Source organism: Pigmentiphaga sp. YJ18 (genome assembly GCF_038066655.1).
Taxonomy (GTDB): Bacteria; Pseudomonadota; Gammaproteobacteria; order Burkholderiales; family Burkholderiaceae_B; genus Pigmentiphaga.
Genome location: NZ_JBBUKU010000003.1, coordinates 186,653 through 212,738 on the forward strand (window position 1 = coordinate 186,653; position 26,086 = coordinate 212,738).

General features: G+C 68.6%; 20 protein-coding genes and 1 pseudogene. 13 read left to right on the forward strand and 8 right to left on the reverse strand.

Annotated elements, in window-relative coordinates:
* The first annotated feature begins 3 nt into the window (after positions 1 to 3).
* Positions 4 to 1,446 carry a sensor histidine kinase gene (locus tag WKR98_RS20680; protein WP_341434566.1) on the forward strand — a complete coding sequence of 481 codons (1,443 nt, stop codon included), beginning with the start codon at positions 4 to 6 and terminating at the stop codon, positions 1,444 to 1,446.
* Between the two features lie 12 nt (positions 1,447 to 1,458).
* Here the strand turns inward: WKR98_RS20680 and WKR98_RS20685 are convergent, their stop codons facing one another.
* From WKR98_RS20685 to WKR98_RS20695, 3 genes are read right to left on the reverse strand one after another with little or no spacing between them, the layout of a single operon-like run.
* Complete coding sequence (locus WKR98_RS20685) at positions 1,459 to 2,562, reverse strand: aromatic ring-hydroxylating dioxygenase subunit alpha (RefSeq protein WP_124690666.1); 1,104 nt, start codon at positions 2,560 to 2,562, stop codon at positions 1,459 to 1,461.
* Positions 2,563 to 2,596: 34 nt separating this feature from the next.
* On the reverse strand, positions 2,597 to 3,574 hold the full coding sequence (locus WKR98_RS20690) for a PDR/VanB family oxidoreductase (protein ID WP_341434567.1): 978 nt from the start codon (positions 3,572 to 3,574) through the stop codon (positions 2,597 to 2,599).
* Between the two features lie 20 nt (positions 3,575 to 3,594).
* Positions 3,595 to 4,578 carry a Bug family tripartite tricarboxylate transporter substrate binding protein gene (locus WKR98_RS20695; RefSeq protein ID WP_341434568.1) on the reverse strand — a complete coding sequence of 328 codons (984 nt, stop codon included), beginning with the start codon at positions 4,576 to 4,578 and terminating at the stop codon, positions 3,595 to 3,597.
* Between the two features lie 128 nt (positions 4,579 to 4,706).
* Here WKR98_RS20695 and WKR98_RS20700 point away from each other — a divergent pair, with 128 nt between their 5' ends.
* From WKR98_RS20700 to WKR98_RS20740, 9 genes are all read left to right on the forward strand, one after another.
* The gene (locus WKR98_RS20700) at positions 4,707 to 5,603 is read left to right on the forward strand and encodes a LysR family transcriptional regulator (protein WP_124690669.1); all 897 of its coding nucleotides are present in this window, start codon (positions 4,707 to 4,709) and stop codon (positions 5,601 to 5,603) included.
* Between the two features lie 230 nt (positions 5,604 to 5,833).
* A complete protein-coding gene (locus WKR98_RS20705; RefSeq protein ID WP_425543314.1) occupies positions 5,834 to 7,510 on the forward strand; it encodes an MFS transporter in 1,677 nt (558 codons plus the stop codon).
* 178 nt (positions 7,511 to 7,688) lie between these two features.
* Positions 7,689 to 8,462, forward strand: coding sequence for an ABC transporter ATP-binding protein (locus tag WKR98_RS20710; RefSeq protein WP_124690671.1), 774 nt, complete (start codon positions 7,689 to 7,691; stop codon positions 8,460 to 8,462).
* A 14-nt stretch (positions 8,463 to 8,476) separates the two neighbouring features.
* Complete coding sequence (locus tag WKR98_RS20715) at positions 8,477 to 9,379, forward strand: HlyD family secretion protein (RefSeq protein ID WP_341434569.1); 903 nt, start codon at positions 8,477 to 8,479, stop codon at positions 9,377 to 9,379.
* 9 nt (positions 9,380 to 9,388) lie between these two features.
* Positions 9,389 to 10,144: an MtnX-like HAD-IB family phosphatase gene (locus WKR98_RS20720; protein WP_124690673.1), complete on the forward strand. Its 756-nt coding sequence runs from the start codon at positions 9,389 to 9,391 to the stop codon at positions 10,142 to 10,144.
* Positions 10,145 to 10,169: 25 nt separating this feature from the next.
* Entirely contained in the window at positions 10,170 to 11,015 is an 846-nt protein-coding gene (locus WKR98_RS20725) for an alpha/beta hydrolase (protein WP_124690674.1), read from the forward strand.
* Positions 11,012 to 11,368: an EamA family transporter gene (locus tag WKR98_RS20730; RefSeq protein ID WP_124690675.1), complete on the forward strand. Its 357-nt coding sequence runs from the start codon at positions 11,012 to 11,014 to the stop codon at positions 11,366 to 11,368. Before WKR98_RS20725 ends, WKR98_RS20730 begins: the two co-directional genes overlap by 4 nt.
* Entirely contained in the window at positions 11,368 to 11,778 is a 411-nt protein-coding gene (locus WKR98_RS20735; protein ID WP_124690676.1) for a DMT family transporter, read from the forward strand. The genes WKR98_RS20730 and WKR98_RS20735 overlap by 1 nt, the downstream gene beginning before the upstream one ends.
* Positions 11,765 to 12,985 carry a DegT/DnrJ/EryC1/StrS family aminotransferase gene (locus WKR98_RS20740; RefSeq protein ID WP_341434570.1) on the forward strand — a complete coding sequence of 407 codons (1,221 nt, stop codon included), beginning with the start codon at positions 11,765 to 11,767 and terminating at the stop codon, positions 12,983 to 12,985. Before WKR98_RS20735 ends, WKR98_RS20740 begins: the two co-directional genes overlap by 14 nt.
* A 13-nt stretch (positions 12,986 to 12,998) precedes the next feature.
* Here WKR98_RS20740 and WKR98_RS20745 read toward each other — a convergent pair whose 3' ends face one another.
* Both WKR98_RS20745 and WKR98_RS20750 read right to left on the reverse strand, forming a co-directional pair.
* Complete coding sequence (locus WKR98_RS20745) at positions 12,999 to 13,472, reverse strand: cyanophycin metabolism-associated DUF1854 family protein (RefSeq protein ID WP_124690678.1); 474 nt, start codon at positions 13,470 to 13,472, stop codon at positions 12,999 to 13,001.
* On the reverse strand, positions 13,469 to 15,751 hold the full coding sequence (locus WKR98_RS20750; protein ID WP_341434571.1) for a cyanophycin metabolism-associated ABC transporter: 2,283 nt from the start codon (positions 15,749 to 15,751) through the stop codon (positions 13,469 to 13,471). The genes WKR98_RS20745 and WKR98_RS20750 overlap by 4 nt, the downstream gene beginning before the upstream one ends.
* A gap of 369 nt (positions 15,752 to 16,120) precedes the next feature.
* Between WKR98_RS20750 and WKR98_RS20755 the strand changes: the two are divergent.
* Positions 16,121 to 18,259: pseudogene (locus WKR98_RS20755) on the forward strand (cyanophycin synthetase); the annotation flags it as partial.
* A 61-nt stretch (positions 18,260 to 18,320) separates the two neighbouring features.
* Positions 18,321 to 20,942, forward strand: a complete 2,622-nt coding sequence (cphA, locus tag WKR98_RS20760) for a cyanophycin synthetase (RefSeq protein ID WP_124690681.1) — start codon at positions 18,321 to 18,323, stop codon at positions 20,940 to 20,942.
* On the opposite strand, the gene WKR98_RS20765 is transcribed toward cphA, so the two are convergent.
* The 3 genes from WKR98_RS20765 to WKR98_RS20775 all read right to left on the reverse strand — a co-directional run bounded on the left by WKR98_RS20765 (position 20,896) and on the right by WKR98_RS20775 (position 24,240).
* Positions 20,896 to 21,771: an arginase family protein gene (locus WKR98_RS20765; RefSeq protein ID WP_238160143.1), complete on the reverse strand. Its 876-nt coding sequence runs from the start codon at positions 21,769 to 21,771 to the stop codon at positions 20,896 to 20,898. The genes cphA and WKR98_RS20765 overlap by 47 nt on opposite strands.
* Positions 21,768 to 22,727 carry a GNAT family N-acetyltransferase gene (locus WKR98_RS20770; protein WP_124690683.1) on the reverse strand — a complete coding sequence of 320 codons (960 nt, stop codon included), beginning with the start codon at positions 22,725 to 22,727 and terminating at the stop codon, positions 21,768 to 21,770. The genes WKR98_RS20765 and WKR98_RS20770 overlap by 4 nt, the downstream gene beginning before the upstream one ends.
* 136 nt (positions 22,728 to 22,863) lie before the next feature.
* The gene (locus WKR98_RS20775; protein ID WP_124690684.1) at positions 22,864 to 24,240 is read right to left on the reverse strand and encodes an aspartate aminotransferase family protein; all 1,377 of its coding nucleotides are present in this window, start codon (positions 24,238 to 24,240) and stop codon (positions 22,864 to 22,866) included.
* A 400-nt stretch (positions 24,241 to 24,640) separates the two neighbouring features.
* Here WKR98_RS20775 and WKR98_RS20780 point away from each other — a divergent pair, with 400 nt between their 5' ends.
* The gene (locus WKR98_RS20780) at positions 24,641 to 26,086 is read left to right on the forward strand and encodes a TolC family protein (protein WP_124690685.1); all 1,446 of its coding nucleotides are present in this window, start codon (positions 24,641 to 24,643) and stop codon (positions 26,084 to 26,086) included.

Here is a 26,086-nt window from a genome sequence, read left to right on the forward strand (position 1 = left end):
AGCATGGACGACGACCGCCAGGGGCCGCAGCCCATCCCCGCCGTCGAACGGCCGGCGCGCTCGCTGTTCGGCGAGATCCTGGACTGGATGCTGGTCCCGCTGTTCCTGCTGTGGCCCGTCAGCGTCGCCATCACCTACGTGGTCGCGCAGTCCATCTCGGTCGCGCCCTACGACCGCAGCCTGGCCAACAACGTGCTGGCCCTGGCCCAGCAGATCAAGGACGTCAACGGCCGGGCCCGGCTGCAACTGCCGGTCTCGGCGCGCGAGATGCTGCGCGCCGACGAGACCGACAGCGTGTTCTACCTCGTCCTGGGCAGCCGCGGCGAATACCTGGGCGGCGACCGGGAACTGCCGCTGCCGTCGCTCGAGCGCCCCCTGCCCGGCATCGTCCAGTATCGCGACGACGTGATGCGCGGCTTCGCGGTGCGCGTGGCCTACACCTGGGTATCGCTGCCCACGATCCCGGGCGCGCAGCCGGCGCTGGTGCAGGTGGCCGAGACGCTGGAGAAGCGCTCGCAGCTGGCCAACGAAATCATCAAGGGCGTGGTGCTGCCGCAATTCGTCGTGCTGCCGCTGGCCGTGGTGCTGGTGTGGTTCGGCCTGTCGCGCGGCATCGCCCCGCTGGGCCGGCTGCAGGCGCGGCTGCGCGCGCGGCGGCCGGACGACCTGTCGCCCATCGATGATCGCGAGGTGCCGCAGGAGATCGCGCCGCTGGTCGGCGCGATGAACGAGCTGCTGCAGCGCCTGTCGGACAACGTCGACGCGCAGAAGCGCTTCGTCGCCGACGCGGCGCACCAGTTGAAGACGCCGCTTGCCGGCATACGCACGCAGGCCGAGCTGGCGCTGCGCAACGCCAGCCCGGAAGACATGGAGGCCAGCCTGCGGCATCTGATCTCGGGCGCCGAACGGGCCACGCGCCTGGTGAACCAGTTGCTGGCGCTGGCACGCGCCGAGGACAAGGGCAGCCCCGTGGACGTCTCCGCCCGCGTCGACCTGCTGGCCATCGCCAGCGACCAGACGCAGAACTGGGTGCACGAGGCGATGGAACGCGGGATAGACCTGGGCCTGGAAGGCCCGGAGACGCCGGTTCCGGTGGCCGGCAATGCCCTGCTGCTGGCCGAACTGGTCAACAACCTGATCGACAACGCGCTGCGCTACACCCCGGGCGGCGGCACCGTGACCGTGCGCGTGGCGGCGACCGGCGCGGGCGCGACGCTGGACGTCGAGGACTCCGGCCCGGGCATACCGCCCGAGGAACGCGAACTGGTGTTCGACCGCTTCTACCGGATCCTGGGATCCAACGCCGAAGGCAGCGGCCTGGGCCTGGCCATCGTGCGCGAGATCGCCCAGCGGCACGACGCCATTCTGTCGATTTCCGACAACCCGCAGGACACGGCCGCCGGCATGCCCGGCACCCGCATCAGCGTGCGCTTCCCGCCGGCCTGAGGCCGCGGCCCGTCAGAAGTCCAGCCCGGCCTCGCGCGCCGCCATGTCATGCAGCGCACGGCGCATCAGCAGCCCCGGCTTGTCGGGCGCGAAGTTCAGGTCGAACTGCGGCTCGGCGTCGCGCGTCACCACGTCCAGTATCCATTCCAGCGCATCCACGTCCTCGAGATAGGCCTTGGACGACGCCTCGTGCAGATAGGCATCGGCGGCGGAATCGTCCAGGTTGGCGTCGCGGCTGTTGAACCACCAGTAGTGGATGCTGCCGTTGGTCTCGGGCGTGAAGGCGTGGGTGATGTTGAAGCGATAGGTGCGCGGCGCGCCGCCGGCATCGTGGTTGTCGACGATGCGGGCGAAGGCGACGTGCAGGCCGGGCGAGGCGAAACGCGCTTCCGAATAGCGGTCCACCGGCTTGCCGGTCAGGCCGGTGGGCACGCCGTAGACGTCGGGCGGCGGCGAGTTCTTCAGCGCGCGGTCGATGATGACCACGTCGCCTTCCTGGCGCACGTCCAGCTTGCTGCGCGCGTACTCCGGCGTGCCGATGGCGCCGGGATGCAGGAAGGGGAAGTGGGTCTGGTCCAGCAAGTTCTCGTGCATGGACACGTAGTCGGCCTTCATGTGGAAGGCCCCGCCCACGCTCTTCCACGCCGGGCTGGCCAGCCAGCTCGTGTCCGGGATCAGGGCCGGGTCGGCATGGTCGGGATCGCCCATCCAGATCCAGACCAGCGGCGCCCGTTCGACGATGGGAAAGCTGCGTACCTGGGCATTGGTGGGAACCAGCGGCATGGCCGGCATCTTCACGCAGCGGCCCGACGGATCGAAGCGCATGCCGTGATAGCCGCACATCAGTTCGTCGCCGTCCAGGCGACCCTTGGCCAGCGGAAAGGAACGGTGCGGACAGCGGTTGCGGACCGCCACCGGCTCGCCGGCCTGCGTGCGATACAGGGCGACGTCCACGCCCAGGAAGCGCCGGCTGCTCAGCTCGCGGGTGATCTCGCCGGACAGGCCCGCCACGTACCAGCAGTTGCGCACCAGCGGCGTGGCGTGATCGGCGAAGCCGCCGGGTTCGAAGGAGAAATCGGCCCGGAGTTCGGGGATGGGATCGGCGATGCGGTTCATGATGGCACGCTCCTGCAGGAATGGCTCGGAATGGTCAGGCGTCCAGCACCAGGCGCGTGCCGCGGATGCGCGACACGCAGATGCACAGGGTCTCGCCCGCGGCACGCTCTTCTGCGCTCAGATAGCGATCGCGATGATCGATGGGGCCGTCGGCCGAGACGACGGGCAGCGGGCACAGGCCGCATTCGCCGCGCGCGCAGTCCCACAGCACGGGCACGTCGGCCAGGCGCAGCGCATCCAGGATGCTGGCGTCGGGACCGACCCGCACGGTCCTGCCCGAGCGGCGCAGCTCGACCTCGAAGGCCGTTTCGTCGCCCGTGGGGCCGGCGGTGAACACTTCGCTGCGCACGCGGCCGGGGTCCCATCCCAGCGCGGCCCCCGCGTCGTGGGTGGCGGCGATCAAGGGGGCGGGACCGCACACGTACGCGCGCGTCCCGTCGGGCTGCGATGCCAGCAGGCCGCGCAGGTCCAGCACGCCGGCCTCGTCGCTGTAGTGGAAACGGACGCGGTCGCCGGCCACCTCTTCCAGCATGTCGCGATAGGCCATGGCGTCCGGATCGCGGCCGGCGTACACGACGCTGTACCGACAGCCCCGTCGGGCCAGGCTGCGCGCCATGGACACGATGGGCGTCACGCCTATGCCGCCGGCGATGAGCAGGGAGCAGGCATCGCGCCGGTCCAGCGGAAAATCGTTGACCGGCGCGCTGACGCGCAGGCGCGTGCCCGGCGCGAAGGTGTCGTGGATGAAGGCCGAACCGCGCGCCCGGTCCTCTTTTTGCACGGCGATGCGATAAACGTGCCGTGGATCGTCCCGCCCGGCCGGTCCGCCGATCAGCGAATAATGCCGGACGATGGGACCTCGCTCCTGCGACACCATGTGCAGCGCCACGTGCGCCCCCGGCTCGTAGCGCGGCAGCGGCCTGCCATCGGCCGAGGCCAGCAGGAATTCCTTGATGCGCGGCGTCAGCGGCCGGACGCCGGCCACCACGACTTCGATGTGCTTGCTTGCCACGACTGCGCTCCCGTACGGCGTCAATCCAGGTGGATACCGGCGCCCTTGATGATGGGCCCCCATTTGGCGATTTCCTCGTCCACCAGCCGCGCCATGTCGCGTGGCGGCATGGCATAGGCCTCGTAGGTGAAGGTGGCCAGTTTCTCCTGCACGTCGGGCGCCTTCAGCGCGGCGGCGATGCCTTCGTTCAGCCGCTGCACGATCCCGGCGGGCGTGCCCTTGGGCGCGAACAGGCCGTTCCAGCCGCCGACCTCGAAGTTGGCCGGACCGCCGGCCTGCGCCACGGTGGGCACCTCGGCGTAGCCCGGCAGGCGCCGGGGCGCCGCGACGGCCAGGAAGCGCACCTTGCCGGACTGGTACACGGGCCCGGCCGAAACGGGCGATCCCAGCGTCCAGTTCACGTCGCCCACGGCCACCGACTGGAACAGCTGGGCCGACTCCTTGTAGGGCACGTGCATCATGCTCGTGCCGGTGGCCGCCTCCAGCAGCAGCCCGCCCAGGTGCGCCGGACTGGCCACACCCCAGGATCCATACGAAACGCCGCCGGGCCGGGCCTTGGCCGCGGCGATCAGGTCGCCCATCGTCCGCCATGGCGAAGCGGCGGGCACCACGACGAAGAAGTAGTTGCGGACCAGCGGCGTGACCGGATCGAAATCCTTGCGCACGTCGTACGGCAGCCTGGCGAACAGGTAAGGCTGGGTGCCCACGTGGTAGCTGTCCATGTGGACCAGCGTGTAGCCGTCGGGCGCGGCGCGCCGGCCGGCCTCGAAGGCGAGGAAGCCGCTGGCGCCGGGCCGGTTCTCGACGATCACCTGCTGCCCCAGGGTGGCGGTCAGCTTCTCGGCGACGATGCGCAGCAGCACGTCGGGGCCCTGGCCCACGGCGAACGGCGTCACGATCTTGACCGGCCGGGCCGGATAGGCCGGCGCGGCGGCGACGGCGGCGCTGGACGCCGCGGCCAGGGCGGCAGCGGCCAGCATGCGCGCGATCGGCGGTTTGGACATGTCTTGTCTCCTCTTCGTGGATACGGTGGGACGTCGCTTGCGGCCCATTGTGCGAAGGCATTTTATTAAGGAATAATGGCGAATATTTGTTCAAAAAATAGCTATCAGTAAGCTTGATCGGGAATAAATTGGACGCCATCACGCAGCTGCGCACCTTCACCACCGTCGTTGCCTGCGGCGGCTTCTCCGAGGCGGCCCGGCAGATGGACGTCGTGCCCTCGGTCGTGGCCAAGCGCATCCGCCAGCTGGAAGCCACCGTGGGCGCGCGGCTGTTCGACCGCACCACCCGCACGGTGCGCCTGACCGAAGCCGGCGAGAAACTGCACGCCCGCGCCGGCGTGCTGGTGGCCAGCTTCGAGGATCTGGTGCAGAGCGTGGAGCGGGATGCCTCCAAGCTGGTCGGTCACCTGCGGGTGGCAACGCCGACCACGCTGACCACGGTCCGGCTGGGGCCGCTCTTCAATGCATTCCTGCGGCGGCACGATGGCATCACGATGGAGATCTCGCTGGTCGACCATTCCACCAACCCCGCCGAGCGGGACTACGACGTGGCCATCAGCGGCCGGCCGGCCAGCTACGAAGGCGTGGTCGAGATCCCGCTGTGTCCGGTGGACACCGTGCTTTGCGCCGCGCCCGGCTATCTCGCCCGCCACGGCCGGCCCCGCCACCCGCAGGCCCTGACCGAACACGCCTGCCTCGTCTTCAAGCCATCCGGCCGCGCCTGGCAATTCCGCAGCGCCCGCGGCGGCATCAGCCTGGACATCGCGCCCCGGCTCGTGGCCGACGACAACCTCACGCTGCGGGACGCCGCTCTGTCGGAACTGGGTATCGCCGCCCTCCCCGCGTACGTCGCCCGCCCGGCACTGGAAGCCGGCACGCTGGAGACGGTGCTGGACGATTTCCCGCTGCAGGAAACCTGGTTCAAGGCCTATGTCCCGCGGCGCAGGCAGCACGTCGCCCGCGTCGCCGCCCTGGTCGACTGGCTGGTCGAGCACCTGCGGCCGGACACCCCGCCGGTCCGCTGATTCCCTCCAATGGCGTCTCGCCGCCGCCACGCTCGGGCGGCGCCGGCACGTCCGAAACCCGGCCATATCACCAGTTCGTGAAAATTCAGTTCCCCGTCAGCAATTTGTCAGCGCCGCGTCAGTAACTGTTTCTACTCTGGTTTCAAGCCCGAGGCTCCCGTGGCTAAGGGCCAGTCTGCCGTTCCAACTATTACTCCTTTACAGCAGGCCCACCCAGGAGACATTCCTTCATGAGCACCACCGTCAGCAGTTCAGGGGCGCCGACTCCGGCCGCGCGTCCCATGACCAAGGAAGAGCGGCGCGTGATCTTCGCCTCGTCGCTAGGCACGGTATTCGAGTGGTACGACTTCTATCTTTACGGCTCGCTGGCCGCCATCATCGCCAAACAGTTCTTCTCGGGGGTCAACGACACGGCGGCCTTCATCTTCGCGCTCCTGGCATTCGCGGCAGGCTTCGCGGTCCGGCCGTTCGGGGCCCTGGTGTTCGGCCGGCTGGGCGACCTGGTCGGGCGCAAGTACACCTTCCTGATCACCATCCTGATCATGGGCCTGTCGACCTTCATCGTCGGGATACTGCCCTCGTACGCGTCCATCGGCATCGCCGCGCCCGTCATCCTCATCCTCCTGCGGCTGGCGCAAGGCCTGGCGCTGGGCGGCGAGTACGGCGGCGCGGCCACCTACGTGGCCGAGCACGCCCCGCAGGGCAAGCGCGGCGCCTACACCGCCTGGATCCAGACCACCGCCACCCTGGGCCTGTTCCTGTCCCTGCTGGTGATCCTGGGCGTGCGCAACGCCACCGGCGAGGAAGCCTTCGCTTCCTGGGGATGGCGCATCCCGTTCCTGGTCTCCATCTTCCTGCTGGCGATTTCGGTCTGGATCCGGCTCAAGCTGAACGAGTCGCCCGCCTTCCAGCGCATGAAGGCCGAGGGCAAGGGATCGAAGGCGCCGCTGACCGAATCCTTCGGCCAGTGGAGCAATCTGAAGGTGGTCCTGCTGGCGCTGCTGGGCCTGACCGCCGGCCAGGCCGTGGTCTGGTACACGGGGCAGTTCTATTCGCTGTTCTTCCTGACCCAGACCCTGAAGGTGGACGCCACCACCGCCAACATCCTGATCGCCCTCGCCCTGCTGATCGGCACGCCCTTCTTCCTGATCTTCGGCTCGCTGTCGGACAGGATAGGCCGCAAGCCCATCATCATGGCCGGCTGCCTGATCGCCGCCCTGGCCTACTTCCCGCTGTTCAAGGCCATCACGCACTACGCCAACCCCGCGCTGGAAGCGGCACAGGCCAAGGCGCCGGTGGTGGTCGTGGCCGATCCCAAAACCTGCTCGTTCCAGTTCAACCCCGTGGGCACCGCCAAGTTCGTCAGCTCCTGCGACCAGGTCAAGTCCTTCCTGGCCTCGAACTCGGTGAACTACAGCAACGAGGCGGCCCCGGCGGGATCCGTGGCCAAGGTCAAGGTGGGCGACACCACGATCGACTCCTTCGAAGGCGCGGGCCTGGCGGCGGCCGAGCTCAAGACCCGCGGCGACGAGCTCAAGGCCCGGCTGACCTCGGAAATCCGCAACCACGGCTACCCCGCCAAGGCCGATCCGGCCCAGGTCAACAAACCCATGCTGGTGCTGCTGCTGACGCTGCTGGTGATCCTGGTCACCATGGTCTACGGCCCGATCGCGGCCATGCTGGTGGAAATGTTCCCGACCCGCATCCGCTACACCTCCATGAGCCTGCCCTACCACATCGGCAACGGCTGGTTCGGGGGCTTCCTGCCCACCACCGCCTTCGCCATCGTGGCGGCCACCGGTAACATTTATAACGGACTGTGGTACCCGATCATCGTCGCGGTGATGAGTTTGGTCATCGGTACCCTGTTCATCAAGGAAACCAAGGACAACCGCCTGGAGGACTGATATCGGCGGGGAAGCGCGGCCCGCCGCGCCCTTCCCCGATGCGGCGTGTTTGCAACAATCCGCCCCAGGGCGGATTGTTGCAAGGCTTCCCACGATCACAAGTCTTGGGTTATCGTACCAAGCGTTACAATCCCGGCCTTGCCGGGTTTTGTTTTTTCAGCCAGTTGGAGACCTTGCCATGCGGGCGACCCAGCCCCAGGCCACAGGCCGCACATCGGGGAGTACCCCAGGGGGCGCCCCCGGGAGCACACCGAGCCTCGTCGCCGAGTCTCTCAGCAAATCCTTTCTATCCGGTAATGTTCGCGAGCGCATTTTGCGAGATTTGTCGGTTAGCATCATGCCCGGCGAACTGACATTGATTTCTGGGCCATCGGGCTGCGGCAAAAGCACCCTGCTGGCCATACTCAGCGGCATGCTCCGTCCGGATGCCGGCATGGTGCGCGCCCTGGGCCAGGACCTTGGCCTGTTGCAGCTTCAAGAGCTTGAACGTTTCCGGCTGATGCATACCGGCTTCGTCTTCCAAGGCTTCAACCTCTTTCCCGCCCTGACGGCTGTCGAACAGGTCGTCCTGCCCCTGCGCTACGTGGGCCTGTCCAAGCCGCAGGCCGAGGAACAGGCCTGGGCCGCCCTCGAGGAAGTGGGCATGAGCGGACGAGCCCGCCAGCGGCCCTCCGGCCTGTCGGGCGGCGAACAGCAGCGCGTAGCCATCGCCCGCGCGCTTGCCAAGGAACCCGAACTGCTCTTTGCGGACGAGCCGACCAGCGCGCTGGACGCCGGCAACGGCATGAAAGTCATCGACATCCTGCACCGCATCGCCAAGCGCCACGGCGCCACGGTGTTGTGCGTCAGCCATGATCCGCGCCTGATCAGCCATGCCGACCGCGTCCTGACCATGGAGGATGGACGCATCCTGGACGACAGGCGCACCGGTGCGCTGGTCGCCGAAACCTAGGAACTCTCGAGCTCGTGCCTAAGCTTTTCACTACTCTTCGCCTTGGAATCCTGGCCGCGCTGACGGGCGGCGTGCTGCTGGCGTCGTGTTCACGCCAGCAGCAGGCGCAAGCCCCGGCGGCCGACCAGCCGCCCTACGCCGCCGTCGCGCGCGGGCGCGTGGATGTCGAAGGCGGCCTGGTGCGGGTGGGCGCGGCCGTGGACGGCACCGTTGTGCGGGTGGCGGTGCGCGACGGCGACCAGGTCAAGAAGGGCCAGGCGCTGATCGAATTCAATCCGGCGTCGGCCCAGCTGGCCGTCGATGCGGCCGACGCCGAATTGCGCCAGGCGCAAGCCCAGGAACGCGTGCTGCGCAGCCGCCTGCCCGGGCTGAAGCAACGCGCCCAGCGGATGGCCGAGGCGGCGGCCGGCGGCGCCATCGACGGCCAGGCCGCCGACGACGCGCGCAACGCCGTGGCCCAGGCCGAGGCCGAGGCCTTGGCTTCCCAGGCGGCGGTGGACGTCGCGCGCCAGAAACTGCGCGCCGCGCAATGGACGCTGGAACGCCAGCAGGTCCGTTCCCCCGTGGATGGCGAAGTCGTGGGCCTGGAAGTGCAGGTCGGCAACGCGGTCACCGCCCAGACGGAAATGCTGCGCCTGCTGCCCAAGCGGCGCCTGATCGTCCGTGCCGAGGTGAACGAGGCCTACGTCGCGGCGTTGAAAACCGGCATGCAGGCCGAGATCGTGGAAGAGTCCGCCCCCGGCGGCACGCCCATCTCCGCGCGCCTGGAACGCATAGGCAGCGTGTTCCAGCTCATGTCGCCGGGCGACGACCCGCAGGAGCGGATCAGCCGCCGCGGCGTCGAAAGCCTGCTGTCGATCGAAAACCCCGAAAAGTTGCGTGTCGGCCAGCGCGTGCTGGTCCGTTTCCTTCCCTAAAGGCTTGCCATGTTGCTCAGTCAGTACGCCGCCGATGAACAGCCCGGATCCGAATGGATCGTGTTGTGCGACTTCGACGGCACCATTTCCAAGCAGGATGTCACCGATACGCTGCTTGAACATTTCGGCCGGCCGGGATGGCAGGAGCTGGAAGGCGCCTGGGAACGGGGGGAAATCGGCTCGCGCGAGTGCATGGCCAAGCAGGTCGCGCTGCTGGACGCCAGCAAGGAAGAACTGGACGCCCTGGTGGCGAACATCGAGATCGACCCGGCCTTCCCTGAATTCGTGGCCCAGGCGCGCCGCCTCGGCACGCCGGTGCACATCGTCAGCGACGGTCTGGCTGGCGTGATCACGGCCATCATGGAACGCCACGGGCTGGCCGACCTGCCCGTGGTGGCCAACCGCTTCGAACAGGCCGGCCCCCGCAACTGGCGGCTGACCTTCCCCTACGCCGACGCCGCCTGCCGCAAGGCCAGCGGCACCTGCAAGTGCTCCTACGGCTCGGGCGTACGCGGCCTCCACGAAAAAATCCTGTACGTGGGCGACGGCGCCTCGGATTTCTGCGTGTCGGGCACGGTCGATTTCGTGCTGGCCAAGCACCGCCTGATCGACTACTGCCGCGAACACGGCCTGGTGCACATTCCCATTGCCGGCTTCGACGAGGCCCGCAATGCGCTCGACTTCATCCTGAAAGGCCAGTTGCACGCCATCGCGCAACCTCCGCGCGGCTTCACGATCGCGCCGGCAGCAGCCAGCACCGCCTGAACCCGGGCGGTCCATTCTTCACCTCATGATCAAATCCGCGGATTTCTATTTCGAAGGCGGCCGCGCGGGCGTGCTGCTCATCCATGGCCTGACCGGCACCCCCAATGAAATGCGTACCGTGGGCAAGGGCCTGCACCGGGCCGGCTTCACGGTCTACGGCATGCAACTGGCGGGACACTGCGGCGACGTCGACGACCTCGTCCGCACCGGCTGGAAGGATTGGTACGCCAGCGTGCTGGAGGGCGTCGACCGCCTGCGCCGCGACGTCGACCATTGCTTCGTCGCCGGCTTGTCGATGGGCGCGGTACTGGCCCTGAAGGCCGCGGCCGACCGGCCCGACGACATCGCCGGCGTCGGCGTATACGGCGCCACCTTCCGCTACGACGGCTGGAACATTCCCTGGTACTCGCGCCTGTCGTTCCTGCTGCCCTGGTTCAAGCGCTTCAACCTGTTCCAGGACAAGTCCTTCGACGAAGAGCCGCCTTACGGCCTGAAGGACGAGCGGCTACGGGCGGCGGTGTCCTCCAGCATGCTGGGCGGCGACAGCGCCGACGCCGGCCTGCCCGGCAACCCCTGGTCCTCCCTGACCGAGCTCATCGACCTGTCGGCCACGGTGCGCCGCCAGTTGCCCCAGGTGCGCGCGCCCTGCCTGGTCATGCACGCCGCCGAGGACGACATGGCCAGCGTCGGCAACGCCCATCTGGTCATGGAGCGCGTCAGCGGCCCCGCCAAGCTGGTGCTGCTGCACGACAGCTATCACATGATCACGGTGGACCGCGAGCGCCGCGAGGTCATACGCGAGTCAGCCGAATTCTTCTCCGAGATCGCCGCGCAGCGCGAAGGCGCCATGCCGCAGGCGGCGGCGCGATGACGCCGCTGGTCGCCCTGCTCTGGACGCTGAACGTGCTGGTCGACACCGGTGGCCAGCTGGCCTTCAAGGCGGCCGCCACCGCGCCGGCCGAAGGCAGCGGCCTGCGCTACTGGCGCGAGCTGGCGCGGCGCCCCTGGATATGGATAGGAATCGCCTGCTATATCCTGGAGTTCGTCGTCTGGCTGGCCTTCCTGTCGCTGGTGCCGTTGTCCGAGGGCGTGCTGCTGGGTTCGATCAACATCGTCGCCATCATGATCGCCGGCCGCTTCCTGTTCAACGAACACCTGACGCCGCTGCGGGTGGCCGGCATCGCGCTGATCGCCGCCGGTGTGGCGATCGTGGGAATACCGTGATGCGCCGCTTCTACCTGATCGGTTTCGGCCTGCTGATGGCCTTCGACACGCTGGCGCAGATCAGCTTCAAATACGCCGCCAACCATGCGATGCCGCTGGCGGCCGACCTGGACTGGCTGATGCGGGTGTTCGGCCAGCCATGGATCTACGGCGCCTTCGTCGGCTACATCGGCGCCTTCTTCACCTGGATGTCGCTGCTCAAGCGCGCGCCCATCGGCCCGGCCTTCGCCGCCTCCCACCTCGAAGTCGTGACCGTGATGCTGGTGTCGGTCTGGCTGTTCGACGAACACATCGCCGTCAACCAGATGCTGGGCGCGCTGCTGATCATCGGCGGCATCGTCTGCCTGGCCTTCGGCGAGGCCAGCGAATCGCGGCGCCTCCAGCCGGAGTCCGGCCGTGCCGACGCCTAGGCTCGCGGCCGGCGCCCACGGGCGCGACATCCCGCCCACGGCGGGCCTGCCGCTGCGCTGGAACGACCTCCTGCCCGGCGGCCCCGCCGACCTGGAGGCGCGCATCGCGTCCTGGCTGGGCGCCCCGGCCCTGCAACTGGAATGCTCCGGCACCGCCAGCCTGGTCGTGTCCCTGCTGACGCTGGCCCGGCGCAGCCCCCGCAAGACCGTCATCCTGCCCGCCTATACCTGCCCGCTGGTCGCGCTGGCCGTCCACCACTGCGGACTGCGGCTGAAGCTGTGCGACCTCGCCCCCGGGCATTTCGATCTCGACCCGGCCGCGCTCGAGGCGGCCTGCGACAACGATACGCTGGCCATCGTGGTCACCCACCTGGCCGGACGCGTGGCCGACACGGGCGCCGCGCTGCGCTGCGCCGCCCGCTGCGGCGCGGCCGTCATCGAGGACGCGGCGCAGGCGCTGGGCGCGCGCCGCAACGGACGCAGCGTGGGCCTGGACGGCGACATCGGCTTCTTCAGCCTGGCCGCGGGCAAGGGCCTGAGCATCTACGAAGGCGGACTGCTGCTGGCGCGCGATCCCGCGCTGCGCGACGAATTGCGGGCCACCAGCGCACGCACGGTCGGCAGCCGCCCGGGATGGGAGGCGCGCCGCAGCCTGGAACTCCTGGCCTACGCGCTGCTGTACGGACCTCGCGGCATGCGCCTGGCCTACGGCAACCCGCAGCGCGCGGCCCTGCGCGCCGGCGATCCGGTCCGGGCCGCCGGCGACGATTTCCCGCTCGACATCCCCATCCACCGGGTCGGCCGCTGGCGCCGCGGCGTGGGCGCCCGGGCGGCCCACCGCCTGCCGGCCTTCCTGGACGATGCCCGGGAGCGTGCCCAGTCGCGTCTGGTACGGCTGCAAGGCCTGCCCGGGATTCGGGTGATGCGGGACACCGCCGGTGGCGACGGCGTCTGGCCGTTCTTCATGCTGCTGCTGCCCGACGCGCGGGCGCGGCAGCGCGCGCTGGACCGGCTATGGGGCGCGGGACTGGGCGTGGGCCCCCTGTTCGTGCACCCCCTGCCCGACTACGACTACCTGCGCCCCATCGTCGCCGACGCGCCGGTGCCCCACGCCCGCGATTTCGCGGCGCGCGCGCTGTCGATCACCAACAGCCACTGGCTGGACGACGAGCGATTCGAGACGATCTGCAAGACCCTGGCGTCCTGACGCGCTCCGGAACTCAGAGAAAGCGGTCCAGGATGCGGCGGCTCGCACGGTCCAGGCGTTCCAGGTCGCGTATCAGGAAGTGGATGCCGTGGCCGTCCGAGATCAGAAGCTTGGACTGGGAAATGCGCCGGATGTCCTGTTCGCTCTTGAGCCAGAGCCGGGCTTCGCCGCGGTTGGTCCGGACGGTCCAGGTCGTGGGCGTGACGTAGCTCGCCACCTGCACGATGCGCTGGATCTCGGGCATGAATTCACGGTGGCCGAGTTCTTCGCGCACCAGCTCCCTCGCCTCGGGCGGCAGGTCCGCCAGGCGGGCAATCCACGCCACTTCATGCCCGCCCGGGCCGACCAGCGAGATGTCCTCGGATTCGGTATCGATGGGGAAGGCGCGCACGGGCGTCACTTCCTCGGCCGGCCCGCCGTCGGCAGGGGTGCAGATCAGCCGGCCGTAGGCGTTGCGGCTCAACGTATAGGGGAAGGTATGGCTCATGCCTGCTCCTCGTCGTCGCCGTCCCAGGTGTTGTCGCTGTCGCTGCCGGGAGGATCGAGCTGGCGGGTCTGCGCCTGATGCAGGCGATAGTAGGCGCCGCCCTTGGCGATCAGGTCTTCGTGGCGGCCCTGCTCGACGATGCGGCCGCGGTCCAGCACCACCAGCCGGTCGGCCCGCCGCAAGGTGCTGAGCCGGTGCGCCACGGCGATGGTGGTGCGTCCCTGCACCAGGTTGTCGAGCGCCTTCTGGATCTCCTGTTCGGTCGAGGTGTCGACCGAGGAAGTGGCCTCGTCCAGGATCAGGATGCGCGGGTCGATCAGCAGCGCGCGGGCGATAGAGATGCGCTGGCGCTCGCCGCCCGACAGGGCCTGTCCGCGCTCGCCCACCAGCGAATCGTAGCCATGCGGCAGGCGCAGGATGAACTCGTGCGCGTGGGCCGCGCGCGCGGCCGCCACGATCTCCGCGCGCGTGGCCTCGGGCTTGCCGTAGGCGATGTTCTCGGCCACCGTCCCGAAGAACAGGAACGGCTCTTGCAGCACCACGCCGATGTTGCGCCGGTACTCGGGAATGGATAGCGCGCGGATGTCGACGCCATCCACCTTGATCGATCCCTGCGCCACGTCGTAGAAGCGGCAGATCAGGTTGACCAGCGTGCTCTTGCCCGAGCCGCTGTGCCCCACCAGGCCGATCATCTCGCCCGGCTGGATGTCGAGGTCTATGCCGCGCAGCACGGCACGCGTGCCGTAGCGGAAGGTGGCCTCGCGGATCTGGATGCGCCCCTCCAGCCGGCCGATAGACACCGGATGGGCCGGCTCCGGCACGCTGGAGACGCGGTCCAGGATATCGAAGATGCGCTTGGCGCCCGCCGCCGCCTTCTGCGTGACCGAAACGATGCGGCTCATGGAATCGAGCCGCAGGTAGAAGCGGCTGATGTAGGCCAGGAACGCGGCCAGCACACCCACCGAGATGTGATGGTTGGCGATCTGCCAGATGCCGAATATCCAGACCACCAGCAGGCCGACCTCGGTCAGCAGGATGACCGTGGGCGAGAACATCGACCACGTGGTGTTGACCTTGTCGTTGACCGCGAGGTTGTGGTTGTTGGCCTCGCGGAAACGCGCCACTTCGCGCTTTTCCTGGGCAAAGGCCTTGACCACCCTGATCCCAGGGATGGTGTCGGCCAGCACGTTGGTGATCTCGGCCCAGTTGCGGTCCACCTTCTCGAACCCATGGCGCAGCTTGTCGCGCACCAGGTGGATGAGCCAGGCGATGAAGGGCAGCGGCAGCAGCGTGACCAGCGCCAGCCAGGGATCGATGGAGACCAGGATGCCGGCCGTCATCAGGATCATCAGCACGTCGGTGGCAAAGTCCAGCAGGTGCAGCGACAGGAAGACGCAGATGCGGTCGGTCTCGTTGCCGATGCGCGCCATGAGGTCGCCCGTGCGCTTGCCGCCGAAGTATTCCAGCGACAGCTGCTGCAGGTGTTCATAGGCGCTGGTGCGCAGGTCGGCGCCGATGCGCTCGCTGACCCACGCGAGGATGTAGGTGCGCGACCAGCCCAGCACCCACGCCACCAGCGCCGCGCCCAGCAGCCCGGACAGGTAGAGCCCGGCCAGGTCGTAGTCGATGGGCTTGCCGTTCTGGAACGGGATCAGCACATCGTCCATCAGCGGCATGGTCAGATAAGGCGGAACCAGCGTCGCGGCGGTGGCCAGGACCGTCAGGATGAAGCCCAGCAGCAGCTTGCCGCGATAGGGGCGCGCGAAACGGCTCAGCCGCAGCAGGGCCCAGCCCCGGTTCTCGACCGGCGCTTCCGCCTCGCAGGCCGGGCAGTCCTGCTCGCCTTCCGGCAGCGGCGCATGGCAGCGGGGGCAGGCCGGCGCCAGGCGGGCCGCCACGCCGCCCTGCGCCAGCGCGGCCAGCTGGCGCTCGAACTGGTCGGCCAGCCGGACCGCGCCGGCATGATGGGCCATGGTCGTGCGCCACAGCGCCTGTCGCGCCCGGGCATCCACCAGCTCGACCGCGACCACGCCCGCGTGGTCGGACAGGGCCAGCCGCATTCCCTCGCGCAGCGGCCAGTCGCGCCATCCCGGCGCATCGGCCGAGGCCGCCAGCAGCCGGGTCTCGGTCAGCACCAGCAGGCCCCGGGCATAGCGCAGTTCCGTATCGAGATCCAGCTCCAGCCAGGCGCATACGGTTTCGCCTGCGGCCAGTGGTGGGGCGGCCTGGCCGCGCCAGGCATCGGGCAGGGAAGACAACGGATGAGACGCGGCAGTCATCGGCGGGCGGTGCCCCAAATAAGCAACATAGTATTTGTAACTATTTCTAATTCATGGAAATATGTCAGCCTCACGTAAGTATTATAGTTCCCACCAACTTCCGTTGTTCGAGAAACCGATGCGTTGTAGCGTCGCATCTAGGGGATTCCCTAAACCGTGTATTCCATCTTGCCTGCCAGGCAAGGGGGCAATACATTTCCGCTCATCTACGATTGTCATCGGATTGACTCGAGTACGCCCCGAGAGCGTACACCCAGCTCGCATCGTTCCACCCGGACCCTCGTCCCAACTTCTCAGCCTGTCCGCGCCGCCCGCACGCCCCGGTTTTCCGTTCTGCGCCGTGCGCCCCGCCCCAGACCCATCTTCGTCATGAAACGCAAACACATTGAATTCCTCGATGTGCTGTCCCTGCGCGGACCCAGCATGTGGACTTATCCGCCCGTCCTCGAGGCCTGGGTGGACATCGGGGAACTCGAGGACTTCCCGTCCAACCTGATTCCGGGCTTCTACGAGCGGCTGGAGGCCTGGCTGCCGACGCTGATCGAGCACCGGTGCAGCTACGACGAACGCGGCGGTTTCCTGCGCCGCGTGCGCGAGGGCACGTGGCCGGGCCACATCCTGGAACACGTCACGCTGGAATTGCAGAACCTGGCCGGGCTGCCGGGCGGCTTCGGCAAGGCGCGCGAGACGTCCACGCGCGGCGTCTACCGCGTGATCGTCAGCGCCTACCAGGAAGAAGTCACGCGCGCCGCGCTCCATACCGCGCGCGATCTCGTCATGGCCGCGATCGAAGACCGGCCCTACGACGTGCCCGCGGCCATCGAGGCCCTGCGCGACCTCGTCAACGAACATTGGCTGGGGCCCAGCACCGCAAGCATCGTGCAGGCCGCCGAGGACCGCCGCATTCCCTATATCCGCCTCAACCAGGGCAACCTGGTGCAGTTCGGCTACGGCGCCGCGCAGCACCGCATATGGACCGCCGAGACCGACCGCACCAGCGCCGTGGCCGAAGGCATCGCCTGCGACAAGGACTTGACCAAGAGCCTGTTGCAGGCCTGCGGCGTGCCCGTGCCCCAGGGCCGCGCGGTGGAAAGCAAGGACGACGCGTGGGAAGCCGCGCAGGAAATCGGCCTGCCTGTGGTGGTCAAGCCCAGCGACGGCAACCACGGCCGCGGCGTGTTCCTGGACCTGCGCACGCGCGAGGCCATCGAGACCGCGTTCGGCGTGGCCAGCGGCGAAGGCAGCGGTGTGATCGTCGAGCGCTGCGTGCCCGGCAACGAACACCGCCTGCTGGTGGTGGGCGACCGGATGGTGGCCGCGGCGCGCGGCAAGACGGCCTCGGTCATCGGCGACGGCCGCTCCACCATCCAGCAACTGATCGGCAGCCAGCTCAACTCGGATCCGCGCCGTGGCAACACCGAGGAGCATCCGCTGAACCTGGTCGCGCTGGACTCCGCCGCCCGCATCGAACTCGAACGCCAGGGCTACGACGGCGAATCCATCCCGCCCGCTGGCGAGGAAGTCCTGATCCAGCGCAACGGCAACGTCGCCTTCGACGTGACCGACGAAGTCCATCCCTCGGTCGCGGCGCACGTGCGGCTCGCGGCGCGCATCGTCGGCCTGGACATCGCCGGTGTCGACCTGGTGGTCGAGGACATCTCGCGGCCGCTGGAAGAACAGGGCGGCGCCATCGTCGAGGTCAATGCCGGCCCCGGCCTGCTGATGCACCTGAAACCCGCCGACGGCAAGCCGCGCCCCGTGGGCCGCGCCATCGTCGACCACCTGTTCCCCAACGGCGGCGAAGGCCGCATCCCGCTGGTGGGCGTATCCGGCAGCCACGGCATGACCGGCGTGGTCCATCTGGTCGGCCAGTTCCTGCGGCTGTCGGGCCGCCGCGTGGCCACGGCATCCAGCCAGGGCCTGTACTTCGACCACCGGCAGGTCGATCGCGCCCCCGCCGGCTGGACCGCCGTGCAGCGCGCGCTGATGAACCCCATGATGGAAGCGGCCGCGATCGAGAACGGTGCCCGCGCCATCCTGACGCAAGGCCTGGCCTACGACCGTTGCCAGGTCGGCGTCGTGACCGACCTCGATCCCACGCAAACGCACCCCGACCTGTCCATCGTCGAGCCGCAGCAGATTTTCAACGTGCTGCGCACCCAGGTCGACGTCGTGCTGCCCAGCGGCTGCGCCGTGCTCAATGCCGCCGACGAGCTGGTCGCCGACATGGCCCGGCTGTGCGACGGCGACGTGATGTACTTCGCGCGCGACGGCAAGCTGCCCCGCATCGCCGAACACCGGGCCGCCGGCAAGCGCGCGGTCTTCGTGCGCGACGATGCCATCGTGCTCGCCCATGGCGCGAACGAAACTCCCTTGGCCCCGCTCGTCTCCGTGCCCTGCCTGGCCGGACAGCCGGGCCTGCCGATCGAAAGCGTCCTGGCCGCCGTGGCCGCGGGCTGGGCGCTGGACCTGCCGCAGGATTGCATCCGCGCCGGGATCGAAACCTACGGCATGCCGGCCGCCGCGGCCGCCACGGCCTGAAAGCCTGGGAAACGCACAGGAAAACATCATGGAAGTCTCACGTATCCGTGCACTGCGCGGCCCCAATCTGTGGAGCCGGCGTACCGCGCTCGAAGCGATCGTCTCGTGTACCGAAGCCGAGCGCGCCATCGCCGGCATCCCCGGCTTCGAGGCACGCCTGCGCGCGCGCTTTCCCGCCATCGGCCTGTTGCAGCCAGCGGGCCAGGAGCGTTCCGTCTCCATGGCCCGCGCGCTCGGGCTGGCCACGCTGGGCCTGCAATCCCAGGCTGGCTGCCCCGTCACCTTCGTGCGCACCGTCCCCACGCTGGACGCCGGCATCTATCAGGTGGTGGTCGAGTACACCGAGGAAGAGGTCGGCAGGCAGGCGCTGAAATTCGCGCTGGAACTGTGCCAGGCCGCCGAGCATGACACGCCCTTCGACCTCGATGCCGCGCTGACGCAGCTGCGCGACCTGGACGAGGACGTCCGCATCGGCCCCAGCACCGGCTCCATCGTGCAGGCGGGAATCCAGCGCGGCATCCCGTACCGCCGCCTGACGCAGGGCAGCCTGATCCAGTTCGGCTGGGGCAAGAAGCAGCGGCGCATCCAGGCGGCCGAGATGGACCGCAGCAGCGCCATCGCCGAATCCATCGCCCAGGACAAGGAACTGACCAAGACCCTGCTGCATGCCGCCGGCGTCCCGGTTCCCGAGGGCCGTCCGGTCGAGGATGCCGAGGACGCCTGGGCGGCGGCGCAGGAGATCGGCGCGCCCGTGGTGGTCAAGCCGCGCGACGGCAACCAGGGCAAGGGCGTCGCGGTCAACATCTCGACGCGCGAACAGGTCTTGGCGGCCTATGCCGTGGCCGAGAAATACGGGTCGGCCGTCCTGGTCGAACGCTACATTCCCGGCCACGATTTCCGCCTGCTGGTGGTCGGCAACACCCTGGTCGCGGCCTCGCGGCGCGATCCGCCGCAGGTGTTCGGCGACGCGGTGCACACCATCCGCGAGCTGGTGGACGAAGTGAACAAGGATCCCCGCCGCGGCGAGGGCCACGCCACCAGCCTGACCAAGATCCGCCTGGACGACATCGCCATCGCGACCCTGGCCAAGGCGGGCTACACCCCGGATTCGGTCCCGTCCAAGGGCGCGCTGGTCATCCTGCGCAACAACGCCAACCTGAGCACCGGCGGCACCGCCACCGACGTCACCGACGAAGTCCATCCCGAATTCGCCGCCCACGCCATCGCGGCGGCGCGCACGGTTGGCCTGGACATCTGCGGCGTGGACATCGTGGCCGGCACCGTCATCAAGCCGCTGGAAAGCCAGGGCGGCGCCATCGTCGAAGTCAACGCCGCCCCCGGCCTGCGCATGCATCTCGCGCCGTCGTACGGCAAGCCGCGCGCCGTGGGCGAAGCCGTCATCGCCGACATGTTCGCGCCCGAGGACGACGGCCGCATCCCCGTGGTCGCGGTGGCCGGCACCAACGGCAAGACCACGACCGTGCGCCTGATCGCCCACCTCCAGGGCGTCAACGGGCACCTGGTCGGCATGACCAATTCCGACGGCGTCTACATCGGCCAGCAGCGCATCGACGTGGGCGACTGCAGCGGACCGCGCAGCGCGCGCAACGTGCTGCTGCACCCCGACGTCGACGCGGCCGTGTTCGAGACGGCGCGCGGCGGCATCCTGCGCGAGGGCCTGGGCTTCGACCGCTGCGACGTGGCGGTGGTGACCAACATCGGCATGGGCGACCACCTGGGCCTGAACTTCATCAGCACGGTCGAGGACCTCGCGGTGGTCAAGCGGGTGATCGTCGAGAACGTGGCGCCCACCGGCACCGCCGTGCTCAATGCCACCGACCCCAACGTCGCCAACATGGCCGACAGCTGCCCCGGCTCGGTGATCTTCTTCTCGAACGATCGCCAGCACACGCTGATCACCACCCAGCGCGCCAAGAACCAGCGCGTGGTCTATCGCGACGGCCAGGCCATCGTCGCCGCGCGCGGCGCCGAGGAACAGCGCATCGCGCTGGCCGACATTCCCCTGACCTACGACGGCGCGATCGACTTCCAGGTCGAGAACGCGATGGCGGCCATCGCCGCCGCCTGGGCCCTGGGCCTGGACTGGCAGGTCATCCGCCGCGGCCTGGCCAGCTTCGTGAACGACGCCCAGACCGCGCCCGGCCGCTTCAATCGCTTCGCATTCCGCGGCGCCACGATCTTCGCCGACTACGGCCACAATCCCGACGCCATCCAGGCGCTGGTGCGCGCGATCGAGCGCATGCCCGCCAAGCGGCGTTCGGTGGTCATCAGCGGGGCGGGCGACCGCCGCGACGTGGACATCTGCCGCCAGACCGAAATCCTGGGCACCGCCTTCGACCAGGTCGTGCTGTACGAAGACCAATGCCAGCGCGGCCGCGAGGACGGCGAGGTGCTGGCGCTGCTGCGCCAGGGACTGGCGGGCGCGACCCGTGCGCAGGACGTGCGGGAGATCCGGGGGGAATTCCTGGCCATCGACACGGCCATGGATGAACTCGGGGCGGGCGACCTGTGCCTGATCCTGGTGGATCAGGTGGAGGAAGCGCTGGCCCACATCGAGCAGCGCATCGCCGCCGACTGCGCGATCAGTGCGGCGATGCGGCAGCCAGCCGGGCAATCAATCGCGCATTGAGCGCGTGCTGCTGGGCCTGCCAGCGGGCCAGGAGTTCCGCCGAAGGCGCCTCCTGGCCGTCGGCGGCGCTCAGCCACCGCTTCCACCAGGCGCGGTATTCGTACAGCGAGACCTCGCCCGTGATGTCGCTGCCGATCACGCGGCCCGACAGCGCCCCGATCGCCCGGGCCACGTGTTCCTCGCGCAGGATGCCCTGGTCCCAGTTGGTACGGGCCACCTCGGGGTGGAACACATCCTTGTCGATCGAGACGTAGGTGGGCTCGGACGAGGCCGCCAGCACGGGCAGCACCGCCGCCATCAGCGCCTGCGGGCCGTCGAAGCTGCGCACCGCGCCGCCCAGGCCCAGCAGCCGGGCCCAGCCGGCATCCACGTTCATGCACCAGTAGCTGAGCTTGCCGCCCGCCAGCGGACGCAGATAGTTTTCCCAGCTGTGCGACCAGCCCACGTCGCCCGACGTGATGCCGATGACATGGACGTGCGACACGAAGGGCAGCGCGGCCACCTTGCGCACCCACGACCCGCAATGGATGCCGAACAGATAGCGCATGTTGTCCGGATGGTTGTCGAATACCACCACGCGGAACGGCCCGCGCGCGCGCATGCGCTCGATCAGGGGCCAGCTCAGGTGATGGAAATCGCCGCTGCCCATCAGCACCGTGCCATGATGCGCCGGCATGGTTCCGTCCAGCTCGCGCCGCAGCGCGCGGAACGTGGCCAGCGAGCAGCCGAAACGCACGGATTCCTGCCAGGATTGCAGCGGCAGCACCGTGGCGCCGTCCACCTTGCCGCAGGCATCGTCGAAATCGAGCACGAGCGGCGCGGCGTTCATGGCTTGTCGCCCTCGCTCCATGTGCGGTCGCCCTCGAAGCGCCCCGCGAAGCGCTTGAGCACGGCCCGCAGCAAGGGATTGCGGATGTAGACCGCATGCCGGGTGAACGTGAACGACGCCCCCAGGTAGGACTTCACCTCGGGATCGGTCCAGCCGGCGATGTAGTGGCGCAGGCCTCGCTCCAGCGCGTATTCGAGGTTGACCATCCAACTGACGAAATACAGGTTGTTGTCGCGCGCGTCGGGATACTGGAACCCGATGTACTTGTCGACCAGGTTGCCGTCGCACTCGAAACAGATGTTGTAGCCGATCATCCGGCCTTCGCGGCGGTACACGAAGATGATCCCGCCGCTGTCGCCGTCCTGCAGGACCCGCTGGAAGAAATCTTCGGTCAGCAGGTCGAAATGCATCTCGCTCTGGTCGTAGACGTTCCGGTACAGCGCGTAGAACTCGCGCAGCACCTCGGGCCGCGCGAATCGGGCATCGCCGGCCATGACCCGCTCGATGTCCAGCCCCGCGCGCGAGCGCAGCTTGCGGCGGATGTTCTTGCGCCGCGAATAGGACACCCTTTCGAGGTAGGCATCCAGGCTGGCGAAATCGATCGCCACGTAGGCCAGCGCCTGCCCTTCCACCAGCACGAAGCCCTCGGCCTGGCAGGCCTGGGCCACCGCCGCCGCGTAGCCGTTTTCCTCGGCGCTCAGCAGCGGCGAATCCTGCGGCAGGTCCTTGACGATCAGGAACGGCTGCTGGCCACCGTACTCGGCCTTCAACTGCGCGGCCAGGCGCGCGGGCTCCGTGCCCGCTGCCAGCAGCGCGTATTCCGAGACGGTCGTACCGACGAACGCGGTGCGCGGCTGCAGCAGGCCCTTCCAGAAGCGAAAGCCCGGCAGGCGCCGAACCAGGCGCTTGGCGCCGTCGTCGGCGGTGGTCAGCAGGTCGAAACGGGCACGGAACATCGGACCGCCGCTGGCGGTCACCCATGCAGAAAAGCCTTGGGGCGGGCAAGCCAGGAAATGGCCCACCAGCCCCTCGGGTTCCAACCTGTTCAGGTACGGCCGCAGGAAGTCCGGGGTCGCCCCCGGACCGGCAACCTCAACCGCCGTTCTTTGCACGAGTCAGCAACTGGTCGAGCAGTTCCAGTCCCTGGTCGATCTCTTCCGGCGTGATGTGCAGCGAAGGCGCGAACGTGATGACGTTCTTGTAGTAGCCGCCGACGTCCAGGACCAGGCCCATCTTCTTGCCCTTGTAGTCCAGGTCGCCGGACAGGCCGATGTCGACCATCCGGTCCAGCAGCGCCTTGTTGGGCGTGAAGCCGTCCTCGGTGCAGATTTCGGCGCGCAGGGCCAGGCCCAGGCCGTCGACGTCGCCGATCTCGCGGTGGCGCTTCTGCAGGTCCTTCAGGCCTTCCAGGAAGTGCTTGCCGCTGGCCATCACCATGGCTTCGTAGTCGACCTCGGCCAGCATCTTCATCGTTTCCAGGCCGATGGCGGTGCCGAGCGGATTGGACGCGAAGGTGGAGTGGGTCGATCCCGGCGGGAACACGGTGGGGTTGATCAGTTCTTCGCGCGCCCACAGGCCGGCCAGCGGATTCAGGCCGTTCGTGAGCGCCTTGCCGAAGACCAGCACGTCGGGCTTGACGCCGAAGTGCTCGATGGCCCAGAGCTTGCCGGTACGATAGAAACCCATCTGGATTTCATCGACCACCAGCAGGATGCCGTACTGGTCCAGCACCTTCTTCAGGCCCTTGAAGAAATCGGGCGGGGGCACGACGTAGCCGCCGGTACCCTGGATGGCCTCGACGTAGAACGCGGCGTATTCGGCCTGCCCCACCTTCGGATCCCAGACGCCGTTGTATTCGGTCTCGAACAGGCGGGCGAAACCGGCCACGCAATGTTCGCTGTATTCCTCGGGCGTCATGCCGCGCGGGCGGCGGAACGGATACGGGAACGGCACGAAGTGGGCACGCTCGCCGAAGTGGCCGTAGCGGCGGCGATAGCGGTAGCTGGAGGTGATGGCCGAGGCGCCCAGGGTCCGGCCGTGGTAGCCGCCCTCGAAAGCGAACATCAGGCTCTTGCCTTCCGTGGCGTTGCGCACCAGCTTGAGCGAATCCTCGACGGATTGCGAGCCGCCCACGTTGAAGTGCACGCGGCCCTTGTAGCCGAACTTGCGCTCGGCGTCCTGCGCGATGACCTTGGACAGCTCGATCTTGGTCGGGTGCAGATACTGGCTGGCAACCTGGGGCAGCACGTCCAGCTGCTTCTTGAGCACGTTGTTCAGGCGCTGGTTGCCATAGCCGAAGTTCACGGCCGAATACCACATCTGCAGGTCCAGGTACGGCGTGCCCTGGGCATCGTACATGTAGCTGCCTTCGCAGCGATCGAAGATCTTCGGCGGATTGACGTAATGGACGGTATCGCCGAACGAGCAGTATTGCGCTTCGTCGGCAAGCAGTTGGGATTCGGAGCTCATTAAGGGAAACCTCGGGGAAATCAGTTGCGGCCGCGGGTCTTGTAGGCTGGGCGCCCACCGCTTATCGTTCTGGGAAAGCACACGGGAAGTCCCCGCCAACCTTCCCGACCCTCCGTCGTTGCGCAGTATCGCAGAAAAGCCGTGAACTGCCATCGTCAACGCGGCCGGTAGGCTGCGCCTGTTGCAAGAGGCGCATAGGGTAAACGGCCACGGTGGACATTTTCATTACCATTCGGTTAGGCATTCCCGCCGAAAAATTATAGCCTGCCCGGTATCCGGCCCCGCCCCGCTCGCGCCCGATGCCCAACAAACAGTAAGATCACGCCTGTCGCGATTTGCCCCTTCGTCGCCGGGGCCGCGTACCGCCTCCACGCCCCACAGTTCCTCTGCGCGCCTGGCCATGCCCTTTTTTTATTTTCCGCAGTCCCCCCCTTTTCGCCCCGGCCTCCGCTGGGCGCTGGTCCTGGCGGTCGCCGCCCTGGCCGGCTGCGCGAGCGTTCCGGCCCCGGACCTGCAGGCCGACGTCCCCGCGCAATGGAGCAACGCCGCGCCGGGCGCGCCCGCGCCCGCCGAATGGTGGAAGGCCTTCGCCGACCCGCAGCTCGACGGCTTGGTGGAGCAGGCGCTGGCCGGCAACCTGACCATCGCCGAGGCCCATGCCCGCCTGCAGGCCGCGCGCAAGCTGCATGACGCGGCCGACGCGCCCTACCTGCCCAACCTGGGCTTTCGCACGCGCGACGCCGTGGCGGCGGACGCCAGCAGTTCGTACTTCCAGGCCGGGTTCGACGCCACCTGGGAATTCGGACTGTTCGGCCGGAGCGAGGGCGCCGAGCGCCAGGCACGCGCCAGCGTGGATGCGGCGGCCGCCACCTTGCAGGGCGCGCGCGTCAGCGTCGCCGCCGAAGTCGTGCGCGCCTGGCGCGAACTGCGCAGCGCCCAGGCCCGGCAGCAGTTGCTGAAGGAAGCGGTCACTCTTCAGGAACGCCAGGTGCAATTGATCTCGCTGCGGGAACGTACACGCCTCGCATCGCGGGTGGACGTCGAGCGGACGCAGGCCGCGCTGGAGCAGGCGCGCGCATCCCTGGCCGACCCCGGCCTGGCCGTCAGGCAGAGCGCGCTCAAGCTGGCCGTGCTGCTCGGCCGCCACGAGCCGGACCCTGCCTGGCTCCGCATGCCGGCCCCCGTGGCCAGCCCTCCCGCACTGGCCGCGATCACCAGCACGCCCGCCGACATGCTGCGCACCCGCCCCGACATCCAGATGGCCCAGGCGCGCGTGCTGGACGCGGCGGGCGCCCTGGGCATCGCCAGGGCCGACCTCTATCCCCGCCTGGGCATAGGCGGTTCGCTGACGGTTGCCAGCAACTTCGCCAACAACTTCAACCGGCGCAACACGCCCACCTATACCCAGACCATCTTCTCGCTCGGGCCGCTGATCGACATTCCCCTGTTCGACTGGGGCCAGCGGCAGGCCGCCGCGCATGCGCGCGGCGACGAACTCGATGCCGCCCTGCTGGCCTACCGGCAGGCGGTACTGGAAGGGTTGTCGGAAGCCGAGTCCGCGCTGATCGAACTCGACCAGTACCGGCAGCGCCGCGAAGCCGAGGAACGCGCGCTGCGGGCGATCGGCCGGGCCGCCGACCACGCCGACCGGTTGACGGCCTCGAAGCTGTCGAGCGAATTCGACAACGCCGATCTCGCCTCGCGCCGCATCCAGGCCCAACTCGCGCTGTCGGCCACCACGCTGGCGGAAGACCTCGCGTTCATCTCGCTGCACAAGGCCGTGGGCGGCGCCCCCGCCTGGCGCGGCGAAGAACCATCGTCCACCGCCGCGGCCTCCGCCCAATAA